An 11011-nucleotide genomic window follows, 5' to 3' on the forward strand; every position below is an offset into this window, starting at 1 on the left:
GGTTTAATGCAGGAATTTGATTACATTATTATTGGTGCTGGTTCAGCGGGAAATGTGCTGGCGACGCGCCTTACCGAGGATGCTGACGTATCGGTACTGTTACTGGAAGCAGGCGGACGCGATCACCGCTGGGACTTCCGTACCCAAATGCCAGCCGCTTTGGCTTATCCGTTACAGGGTAAACGCTATAACTGGGCCTACGAAACCGATCCTGAACCCCATATGAACCATCGCCGGATGGAGTGTGGACGCGGCAAAGGGCTGGGCGGCTCCTCGTTAATCAACGGTATGTGTTACATTCGCGGCAACGCGCTGGATTACGATGGCTGGGCAAAAAAATCGGGGCTGGAGAGCTGGTCTTATCTGCACTGTTTGCCCTATTTCCGCCGGGCGGAAAAGCGTGATATCGGCGAAAACGACTATCATGGCGGCGAAGGCTATCTGAGCGTAACCACGCCGAAAACCGGCAATAATCCGCTTTATCGCGCCTTTATCGAGGCGGCAAAACAGGCAGGACACCCTGAAACCGACGATCTGAACGGCTATCGCCAGGAGGGTTTCGGGCCGATGGATCGCACCGTTACGCCACAGGGACGTCGCTCCAGCACCGCGCGCGGCTATCTTGACGTGGCAAAACAGCGTTCAAACCTGACGATTATTACCCATGCGCAAACCGATCGTATTCTGTTTGAGGGTAAAACCGCCAGCGGCGTAACCTGGCTGCGCAAGGGCGCGCGTCAGCAGGCCCGCGCACGGCGAGAAGTGTTGCTGTGCGCGGGCGCCATCGCCTCGCCGCAGATCCTGCAGCGCTCCGGCGTGGGGCCGAAAGAGTGGCTGAGCGAACTGGATATTGATGTAGTGCATGCGCTGCCGGGCGTAGGGCGTAATCTGCAGGATCATCTGGAAATCTATATGCAGTTTCGCTGTAAAGAGCCCATTTCTCTCTATCCCGCACTGAAATGGTGGAACCAGCCGGCAATCGGTGCCGAGTGGCTGCTGAAAGGAACCGGCATCGGCGCCAGCAATCAGTTTGAAGCGGGCGGTTTTATCCGCAGCGATAAACATCCGGAATGGCCGGATCTGCAATATCACTTCCTGCCAGTGGCAATTAACTATAACGGCAGCAGCCCGGTTAAAGAGCATGGTTTCCAGGCGCACGTCGGGCCGATGCGTTCCATGAGCCGCGGGCGTATTAAACTCAAGTCAAAAGATCCTTATGACGCGCCGTCAATCTTTTTCAACTATATGTCAGAAAAGCGCGACTGGGTGGAGTTTCGCGCGGCGGTGCGGCTGACGCGCGAGATCATGCGTCAGCCGGCGCTTGAGCCCTACTGTGGCGCGGAAATCCAGCCGGGCATCGCAGTGCAGAGCGACGATCAGATCGACGCCTTTATCCGCGAGCATGCGGAAACTGCTTACCACCCCTGCGGCAGCTGCGCGATGGGTTACGGTGAAATGGACGTGGTAGACAGTGAAGGACGGGTACATGGTCTGCAGCGGTTGCGCGTAGTGGATGCCTCGATCATGCCGCAAATCACCACCGGTAACCTGAACGCGCCAACGGTAATGATCGCTGAAAAAATCTCCGACTTGATCCGTGGCAAACAGCCGCTCACGCCATCGCAGGCGGACTATTACCGCCTGCAGCGCGAACAGGAAATAGCCGAGGCGGATGCGCAGGAAAGCGCGTAAGCAAAGCCGGCCAGCATCACCGGGCCAGTCAGTTCAGGCTGACTGGCCTTTTTTATAAAGAAGAAAGCGGTCAGGCATCCTGTACTCAGGAAGCCCGCTCTCCAGTAAACCCGATTGCAATGCCTGCCTGTCAGCAGGTGATTTGGCACAAAACACAACGTTTCAGAGCTCGACTTTCTCTTTATATTCGCACAGATCTTCAATCAGGCAGGAGCCGCAGCGCGGTTTACGGGCAATGCAGGTATAACGTCCGTGTAAAATCAGCCAGTGGTGGCAATCCACTTTAAATTCAGCGGGCACCACTTTTAGCAGCTTCTCTTCTACCTGCTCAACGTTCTTGCCAGGCGCAAAATTGGTACGGTTACAGACGCGGAAAATATGGGTATCCACGGCGATTGTCGGCCAGCCAAAGGCGGTGTTCAGCACCACGTTGGCGGTTTTACGCCCAACGCCGGGCAGGGCTTCCAGCGCGGCGCGATCTTCCGGCACTTCGCCATTATGCTGCTCCAGCAGTATGCGGCAGGTCTTGATCACGTTTTCCGCTTTGCTGTTAAACAGGCCGATGGTTTTAATGTACTGCTTTACGCCCTCGACGCCGAGCTCCAGCATCCCTGCGGGCGTATTGGCGACCGGATAGAGCTTCGCCGTTGCCTTATTGACGCTGACATCGGTGGCCTGCGCCGAGAGCAGCACCGCAATCAGCAGCTCAAAAGGGGAGTTAAACTGTAGCTCGGTTGTGGGATGAGGATTGTTATCCCGCAGTCGTGACAGAATCTGATAGCGTTTTTCTTTATTCACACCGCTTTCCCGGCTGGCTCCTGTGCAAGGCTCTGCTGCGCGGCGGCACGCGCCTTCAATTTCTGATCGATGATATATTTGGCCGCCAGCAGCATACCGAGGCCAATAAAGGCGCCCGGTGGCAGCATCGCCAGCAGCATTGGCGAATCGAAATGTACGACTTCGATGCGCAACACTTTCGCCCAACTGCCCAGCAACTGATCGGCACCGTTAAAAATTGTACCGTTGCCAATAATTTCACGCAGGCAGCCCAGCACGAACATCGCGCAGGTGGCACCCATACCGATGGCAAAGCCATCCAGCGCCGACAGCGGCACAGAACTTTTCGAGGCGACCGCCTCCGCGCGTCCCACTACAATGCAGTTGGTAACAATCAGCGGGATAAAGATCCCCAGCGACTGATACAGGCCGTAAGCGTAAGCGTTAATCAGCATCTGCACACAGCTCACCACCGAGGCGATGATCATAACGTAAATAGGAATACGGATTTCCGACGGCACCCAGCGGCGCGAGGCGGAGATAGCGCTGTTGGTGATGGTCAGCACCAGCGTGGTCGCCAGCCCCAGCCCCAGCGCGTTGGTAGCAGTGGAGGTCACGGCCAGCAGCGGGCAGAGGCCCAGCAGCTGCACCAGCGAAGAGTTGTTCTTCCACAGGCCGCCGATTAATAAATTTTTAGCTTCACTCATTAGCGTCTCCACAAACGGGTAGCGCAGAAATTTTTTCTGGCAGAGATTCTATAAGCAGCGTAGCGCGTTTAGCCGCGTTAACCACTGCACGTGGGGTAATGGTCGCGCCGGTAAACTGATCGAAATCACCGCCATCTTTCTTTACCGCGAAATGGGTATCCTGTGCGCCGTTCAGTTGCACGCCACTAAAAGCCGTGATCCAGTCGGAAATGCGCAGATCAATTTTATCGCCCAGGCCTGGCGTTTCATGATGTTCAACCACCCGTACGCCCAGTACTTTGCCATGGAAATCGGCGCCAACCAGCATCTGGATCGCGCCGGAATAGCCGTCTGGCGCGGTGGTTTCCAGCGCTGCTGCGACCGGGCGATCGTCTTTACGCGCCACGTATAAACGGTGGGGCTTGTCATTGCCTAACGCGCTATCGGTGACAACGTAACATTCATCCTGCATTACGTTATTATATTTTTCAGGCGGCACCACCTGATCCAGCAGGATTTTTTGCTGCACTGCGGTTTGGTGAGCAATAGTCGGCCTGGTAACCGTATTGATCACTGCGGTCAGGCCGGTGGTTACAGCGGCAAACAGCGCCAGCCTTACGCCATTTTTACGTATGGTATCCAGCATGCTTTACTCCTTGCGGTGGCCGTATACGCGCGGCTGGGTATAGTAATCAATCAGTGGCACGCAGATATTCGCCAGCAGCACCGCAAAGGCAACGCCATCCGGATAACCGCCAAAACTACGGATCAGCCAGACCAACAGACCAATCAGTGCGCCATAAAGCAGGCGGCCTTTATTGGTCGTGGAGGCGGTAATCGGATCGGTTGCGATAAAAAACGCGCCCAGCATGGTTGCGCCGGAAAAGAGATGAATCATCGGCGACGCCAGCGTAGCGGGAGAAAACAGCCAGCCCAGCGTGGCGCAGAGCAGCAGCGCAAGCAGAAAGCTCAACGGAATATGCCAGCGGATAGTGCCTTTCGCCAGCAGAAACAGCCCGCCCAGCAGAAAAGCCGCATTTACCCATTGCCAGCCGAGGCCGGCAAGCACGCCGCTGTAGATCGGCTGGGCCAGCAGCTGATCGGCGCTGTGGCCGGCGCGCAGGCCGGTTTTAAAATTATCCAGTGGGGTTGCCTGGCTAATGCCGTCCACGCCCAGCTGCAGCTGTTGCATGGTATCGCCTGCCAGCGTGTGATGCGTAAAGATCATGCTCAGCGAGTCAGCCAGGCCGGGCGTGACGGATTGCAGCGCCTGTGGCGGTAGCCAGCTGGTCATCTGCACCGGGAAGGAGATTAACAGCACCACATAACCGATCATCGCCGGGTTAAACGGGTTTTGTCCCAGCCCGCCATATAGATGCTTGGCGATGATAATGGCAAAGGCAGTGCCAATAACGATCAGCCACCAGGGAGCCAGCGGCGGCAGGCTAATGCCCAGCAGCACCGCGGTCAGCAGGGCGGAGTGATCTTTCAGGTTTACCAATACCGGCTGTTTACGCAGATGTAAAATGGCCGCCTCGGTGCCCCAGGCCGTCAGCGCCGCCAGCGCTATCTGAATAAGGTTGCCATAGCCAAAGAAATAGCACTGGGCAATGATGCCCGGTACGGCGGCCAGCAGCACCAGCAGCATAATGCGGCTGGTGGCGCGATGGTTATGCGTATAAGGGGAGCTTGCAATACGAAACATTTAATCCTCAAGGCTCTGCTGCTGTGCTTTACGCGCTTTGGCGCGGGCAACGGCGGCGGCAACGGCAGCCTTACGGCGCGCATCCGCATCCGTATCCGTTTCCATGTTGTTGTCCGCCTGCTGTTGCTGCTGTTGCTGTGCTTTTTTCGCTTTGGCACGGGCAATGGCGGCTTCTACCGCTGCCTTGCGCGGATCGACCGGCGCTTCGTCAGCCGCCGGGGGACGTTGCGGCTGCCCGTCAACGCCTGGCGCATCAGCGCTGGCGGCCTGCGCCTGTGCCGCTTTCTTCGCTTTGGCGCGGGCAATGGCAGCCTCCACCGCTGCCTTGCGCGGATCGACCGGCGCTTCGTCAGCCGCCGGGAGACGTTGCGGCTGCCCGTCAACGCCTGGCGCATCAGCGCTGGCGGCCTGCGCCTGTGCCGCTTTTTTCGCTTTGGCACGGGCAATGGCAGCCTCCACCGCTGCCTTGCGCGGATCGACCGGCGCTTCGTCAGCCGCCGGGGGACGTTGCGGCTGCCCGTCAACGCCTGGCGCATCAGCGCTGGCGGCCTGCGCCTGTGCCGCTTTCTTCGCTTTGGCGCGGGCAATGGCGGCTTCTACCGCTGCCTTGCGCGGATCGACCGGCGTGGCGGCGTCGGCAACCGGAGAGGTCGCATCGGTCGCTGGCACGCTGTGACTTTCCGCATTCATGTCATTCTCAGCTTCTGACCGCGCGACGCCTGCCGCCTGCGCTTTTTTCGCTTTGGCGCGAGCGATAGCGGCTTCCACTGCCGCCTTGCGCGGATCGCCTGCCTGACGCGACAGCGGCTCGGTTTCCGCCTGTTTTTCCGCCTGACGGGCGCGGGCCATCGCCTTACGCGCTTCGCGTTGCGCAATAACCGCAGCGTTGTCAGGTTCCTGTCCGGCTTGCACTTCAACAGTTTCGGCTGCTTTCCTGGCCTTCACGCGCTCAAGCGCGGCGGCGATTTCATCCTGCTCGCTGGCGCTGACCCGGCGTTTCGCCTGGGTATGACGCGCTTCGCGCTCCAGCTTTTCACGCTCAAGACGCGCCTGGCGCGCTTCAAAACGCGCTTTGGCCTCAGCGGTACGCTTCGCCTCCAGATCGATAGCGCGCAGTTCTGCTTTTTCCTGACGGTAATACTGCACCAGCGGGATATTACTGGGACAAACCCAGGCGCAGGCGCCGCACTCAATGCAATCGTCAATATGATAAGCCCGCGCTTTGTCATGATCGCCCCCCTGGCTGTACCAGTAGAGCTGTTGCGGCAGCAGATTCGCCGGACAGGCATCAGCGCAGGCGCTGCAGCGAATACAGGAGAGTTCCTGTTGGGGCGCGCCCATCTCGCTGGCAGAGGGTGCCAGCAGACAGTTGGTGATTTTTACTACCGGCACATCCAGCGCGGGCAGGGTAAAGCCCATCAGCGGACCGCCCATAATCACCATCTGCTGCGGCTGCGGCTGGAAACCCGCCTGATGCAGCAAATGGCTGACGGGGGTACCAAGACGTCCCCAGACGTTACCGGGCTGCGTCACCGCTTCGCCAGTCAGGGTCACCACGCGTTCGGTTAGCGGCTCGCCGTCGATAATGGCGCGCTTAACCGCCCAGGCAGTGCCGACATTTTGCATCAGCACGCCAATATCAGAAGAGCGCCCGCCGTGTGGAACCTCTTTGCCGGTAAGAATTTTAGTTAACTGTTTTGCACCGCCGGAAGGGTACTTTGTAGGGATCACGCGGAGTTGCAGATCGGTGCTGTTGCCCAGCGCACGCTTCAGGGCGGCAATCGCTTCTGGCTTATTGTCCTCAATGCCGATCAGTACGCGTTCCGCCTGCAACACCCAGGCAAGAATACGGCTGCCTTCCAGCACCTCATCGGCACAATCCTGCATCAGCCGATCGTCGGCAGTGATATAGGGTTCACATTCGGCGGCGTTAATAATCAGCGTACGAGTGCTGTTAAGCCCGCCTTTTAACTTGGTTGCAGTAGGGAAGCCTGCACCGCCAAGACCTGCCACGCCTGCCTGATGAATACGTTTTATCAGCTCTTCACACGGCAGCTGGCGATAATCGGTCAGCGGTTGGCGCTCAATCCAGCGATCTTCACCGTCAGGAATGATAAATACAGAGATCTCAGCCAGCCCGGAAGGATGCGCAGTCATATGCGGACCAATCGCCTCTACCGTGCCGGAAGTGGGCGCATGTACCGGCAGCATTCGACCATTGCCGAATGTCAGCGGCTGGCCGCGCAGCACCTTGTCGCCTGGCTTAATGCAGAGTTCGCCTTCATGGCCGATGTGTTGTTTCAGCGGGATAATAAAGCGGTCCGCCAGCGGCAGATGACGCAGCGGCGTGCCGTTTGACTGGGTTTTCATTTCAGGCGGATGAATGCCGCCGTCGAAATCCCAGATTTTATCTTTACGGAATAGATTCAGAAGGTTAAGCATGATGTTCCACAGGAATAACCCGAACAGGGATAGTGTGCAGATCCCATTTCCAGTTGGCTGTCGTGGTGGCAACCGGGCGCATTTCAATACAGTCGGTCGGGCAGGGGGCGACGCAAAGGTCGCAGCCGGTACACACATCGCTTAGCACGGTGTGCATGGCACGGGTGGCGCCGACGATAGCATCTACCGGACAGGCCTGAATGCACTTGGTACAGCCAATACAGTTGGCCTCGTCGATCCAGGCAACGGTGCGTACCGGCTCTTTGACGCTGGCATCGCCATCCAGCGGCTGCGGCTCAACATTCAGTAGCTCTGCCAGTTTCAGCATGGTTTGCTCACCGCCGGGGGCGCATTTATTGATCGCCTCGCCATTGTTGCCGACCGCTTCGGCATAAGGGCGGCAGCCGGCGTAACCGCACTGCCCGCACTGGCTCTGCGGCAGAGTTGCGTCGATTTGTTCCACGATGGGGTCCGCTTCTACTTTGAAGCGGCGCGAAGCGTAGCCCAGCAGCCCGCCAAAAATCAGGCCCAGGGCGCTAATTGCAATAACAGCTATCCAGATAGCGGACATCAGAATTTCACCAGACCAGAGAAGCCCATAAACGCCAGCGCCATCAGGCCAGCGGTAATCAGGGCAATAGAAGAACCTTTGAACGGCGCCGGCACGTTAGCCAACACCAGACGCTCGCGCATCCCGGCAAATAACACCATTACCAGCGAAAAGCCCAGCGAAGCGCTGAAGCCATAGAGCGCCGCCTGCAAAAAGGTATGGTTGAGGTTAACGCTCAGCAGAGGCACCGCCAGCACCGCACAGTTGGTGGTAATCAACGGCAAAAAAATACCCAGCAGACGATAAAGCGGCGGACTGGTTTTACGCACCACCATTTCGGTGAACTGTACGGTTACCGCAATCACCAGAATGTAGGAGAGCGTACGCAGGTAAACGAGATCCAGCGGCAACAGAATCAGATGGTTCACCAGCCAGGAGCAAATTGAGGCCAGCGTAATCACAAAGGTGGTCGCCAGCCCCATGCCTATCGCCGTTTCCAGCTTTTTGGAGACGCCCATAAACGGGCAAAGGCCGAGAAACTTCACCAGAACGAAGTTATTCACCAGCACGGTGCCAACAAAAAGAAGCAGGTAATCGGTCATCGTTTCGCCCGGAGTAATAAAAGCCGCTTATTATCAAATATTCCCGACGCTATCACAACGGCACCGCGCCGTTAAAAAAGCAGCAAAAGCACTCAGGATTAAATTTAAAGTAATTTTCATGGCGCTCAGGGCGCAATAAACGTCGCTTTTACCCGTCGGGAACGTCTGAAATAGGGCACCAGTACCGCCGCCGCCAGCAAAGCGATCAGCAAAGAGCGCACCGCCGCGCCATCGGTGACCGGCGAAAAGGCGAAGGTTTTCAAAGCCAGCACCACCGTTAACAGCAGCCAGATAACGTAATGGCGTGGCAGGCGCCGCGAGCGCAAACAGAAAATCCACGTTACCCAGGCGCTGTAACACCATACGGCCAGCGAAGTTGCCAGCGATAATCCCCACTGTAAAAGAAACGTATGGTCATGACTGAACAGCAGTTCGCGCCACGCGGGATTAAACAGGGCGCTAATATACATCACCACGACCAGCGCACTGGTTATCAGGGTCACAATCAGCCAGGCGAGCGGCAGCAGTAGCCAGCCGCCAGGACGCGGCGGGGAAGAGGTTAATGACATAATGCATTCCTTACAGCAGAAACGGAGGCGTGAGACAGGCGTTGTCCAAGCGAATCACGCCTGTTGGACCGGGCATTATAGGGGAAAGAAGCGGAAGGAAACAGGCAGGATTAAACCACGTAGCGCCAAACCGACTTAGGCACTTCGCCTAAATTAAATAACCGTCCGCCGGAAACCAGCTCTGCACGACGATGATCGGCAGCGCGGTACATATTCATTAATTCCCGATCGTCAGTCAGCGAGTAATTAAGATGATCAAATAATTTTTCCAGACTTTCAGAGGTATTCACTTTACGAAATTTTAACAGGTAATCTTGCGCTGTCATAATAACCATAATTATGGAAAGAAGAATGAGCGACTCAGTATAGAGAGGCCGCGCCATCTGTCCAGATCCTGCCGGATAAAAATTGGTTAAATTCAGAAAATAGCGCTGTTCAGAAAGAGTTAAGATTCAAACTTAACCTTTGATCGGCTTTTTTATTATCGCAAACGATTACGCAGCGACTTATTACCAGAAATGAAGCGAGAGCTAGGATTTTTCCTAATAAATAATATTTAACTACAGAGTTGTCATATAAGGAAAAAGTGACAGATTCTCTGTCACAATAAACCTCTATATTCTTACATTCTGGCCATTTGCGCCTTAATTGTTAACATTTTTGCTAAAAATCACGCACTCCTGCATTGTGCGAATCATCACAAATCCATTATTTAACTGCCCGAATCTGGCGTTAACGCTGACGACTGAAGTTTACACGACTTTGTAATCGGTTCCAAAGATGGGTGCGCTAAGCGCTTCTCTTTATTACATTTATTTAACAGTCTCGCCATTCAGCTTCAGGTAAATTGTCCATATTGCCCACAGAAAATTATCAAACATGAAACAGTTAACTCATTTAATTAATTGAATTTTGTGAAGTATATCCAAATCTGACGTAGCCGAATCGGCCAGGCTGTAGGGGCTTTTGTACCTGAACATCTGAATCCCATCAGAGGAATAAATATTATGTGGAAGCGTTTACTTATCTCAGCCATGGTGAGCGCTGCGCTCGCCGCGCCGGTGCTGGCGGCAGATTTAACCGTTGGCTTTTCCCAGGTTGGCTCTGAATCAGGCTGGCGCGCCGCTGAAACCAGCGTAGCGAAAAGCGAGGCGGCAAAGCGTGGCATCACCCTGAAAATTGCCGATGGTCAGCAGAAACAGGAAAACCAGATCAAGGCGGTACGTTCGTTTATTGCGCAGGGCGTAGACGCCATCTTTATTGCGCCGGTGGTGCAAACAGGTTGGGAACCAGTACTGGAAGAAGCCAGGGATGCGGAGATCCCGGTGTTCCTGCTTGACCGCGCTATCGTAGTGAAAGATCCGTCACTCTATATGTCAGTGGTCACGGCGGACAATGTGTTGGAGGGTCGGCTAATCGGCGACTGGCTGGTAAAACAGATGAACGGCAAGCCTTGTAACGTTGTGGAGCTGCAGGGAACGGTAGGGGCCAGTGTGGCTATCGATCGCAAAAAAGGCTTCGCTGAAGCGATCGCCAATACGCCGGGGATCAAAATAATTCGTTCGCAGTCCGGCGACTTTACCCGTAGCAAAGGTAAAGAAGTGATGGAAAGCTTTATTAAGGCGGAAAATAACGGAAAAAATATCTGCATGGTTTATGCGCACAACGACGATATGGCGATCGGCGCGATTCAGGCTATTAAAGAAGCCGGATTAAAACCGGGCAAAGATATTCTCACCGGCTCGATTGATGGCGTACCCGATATTTATAAAGCGATGCTGGCAGGCGAAGCCAACGCCAACGTTGAGTTAACGCCGAATATGGCTGGCCCGGCATTTGACGCGCTGGAGAAATTCAAGCAGAACGGCACCGTACCGCCAAAAGTGATTAAAACCGTGACTACGCTCTGGCTGCCTGCTGATGCACAAAGCGAGCTCGATAAGAAAAAAGATATGGGCTATTAAGGCGAGCTTAACCCCTGCTGTCGG

The 11011-nt window shown here is 55.6% G+C and carries 11 protein-coding genes; 2 read left to right on the plus strand and 9 right to left on the minus strand.

The window, feature by feature from the left end; translation table 11 throughout:
• Window positions 1-6: 6 nt before the first annotated feature.
• A complete protein-coding gene (betA, locus tag ACQE3Y_RS10785; protein ID WP_426981631.1) occupies window positions 7-1692 on the plus strand; it encodes a choline dehydrogenase in 1686 nt (561 codons plus the stop codon).
• A 162-nt stretch (window positions 1693-1854) separates the two neighbouring features.
• On the opposite strand, the gene nth is transcribed toward betA, so the two are convergent.
• From nth to ydgT, 9 genes are all read right to left on the minus strand, one after another.
• Window positions 1855-2490: an endonuclease III gene (nth, locus tag ACQE3Y_RS10790; protein WP_426972679.1), complete on the minus strand. Its 636-nt coding sequence runs from the start codon at window positions 2488-2490 to the stop codon at window positions 1855-1857.
• Window positions 2487-3176 carry an electron transport complex subunit E gene (locus ACQE3Y_RS10795; protein ID WP_250652599.1) on the minus strand — a complete coding sequence of 230 codons (690 nt, stop codon included), beginning with the start codon at window positions 3174-3176 and terminating at the stop codon, window positions 2487-2489. Before ACQE3Y_RS10795 ends, nth begins: the two co-directional genes overlap by 4 nt.
• The gene (rsxG, locus tag ACQE3Y_RS10800; RefSeq protein ID WP_426981632.1) at window positions 3169-3801 is read right to left on the minus strand and encodes an electron transport complex subunit RsxG; all 633 of its coding nucleotides are present in this window, start codon (window positions 3799-3801) and stop codon (window positions 3169-3171) included. The genes ACQE3Y_RS10795 and rsxG overlap by 8 nt, the downstream gene beginning before the upstream one ends.
• A gap of 3 nt (window positions 3802-3804) precedes the next feature.
• Entirely contained in the window at window positions 3805-4860 is a 1056-nt protein-coding gene (rsxD, locus tag ACQE3Y_RS10805; RefSeq protein WP_426972676.1) for an electron transport complex subunit RsxD, read from the minus strand.
• Window positions 4861-7302 carry an electron transport complex subunit RsxC gene (rsxC, locus tag ACQE3Y_RS10810; RefSeq protein WP_426981633.1) on the minus strand — a complete coding sequence of 814 codons (2442 nt, stop codon included), beginning with the start codon at window positions 7300-7302 and terminating at the stop codon, window positions 4861-4863.
• Entirely contained in the window at window positions 7295-7873 is a 579-nt protein-coding gene (rsxB, locus tag ACQE3Y_RS10815) for an electron transport complex subunit RsxB (RefSeq protein WP_085071792.1), read from the minus strand. Before rsxB ends, rsxC begins: the two co-directional genes overlap by 8 nt.
• Window positions 7873-8454, minus strand: coding sequence for an electron transport complex subunit RsxA (gene rsxA, locus ACQE3Y_RS10820; RefSeq protein ID WP_085071791.1), 582 nt, complete (start codon window positions 8452-8454; stop codon window positions 7873-7875). The genes rsxB and rsxA overlap by 1 nt, the downstream gene beginning before the upstream one ends.
• A 125-nt stretch (window positions 8455-8579) precedes the next feature.
• The gene (locus ACQE3Y_RS10825; RefSeq protein ID WP_426972672.1) at window positions 8580-9023 is read right to left on the minus strand and encodes a DUF2569 domain-containing protein; all 444 of its coding nucleotides are present in this window, start codon (window positions 9021-9023) and stop codon (window positions 8580-8582) included.
• Window positions 9024-9133: 110 nt separating this feature from the next.
• Complete coding sequence (gene ydgT, locus ACQE3Y_RS10830; RefSeq protein ID WP_157130207.1) at window positions 9134-9349, minus strand: transcription modulator YdgT; 216 nt, start codon at window positions 9347-9349, stop codon at window positions 9134-9136.
• Window positions 9350-10030: 681 nt separating this feature from the next.
• Between ydgT and ytfQ the strand changes: the two genes are divergently transcribed.
• Window positions 10031-10987: a galactofuranose ABC transporter, galactofuranose-binding protein YtfQ gene (gene ytfQ / locus ACQE3Y_RS10835; RefSeq protein WP_426972670.1), complete on the plus strand. Its 957-nt coding sequence runs from the start codon at window positions 10031-10033 to the stop codon at window positions 10985-10987.
• Window positions 10988-11011 lie beyond the last annotated feature (24 nt).

It is taken from the genome of Pantoea sp. FN0305 (assembly GCF_050113845.1).
Taxonomy (GTDB): Bacteria; Pseudomonadota; Gammaproteobacteria; order Enterobacterales; family Enterobacteriaceae; genus Mixta; species Mixta alhagi.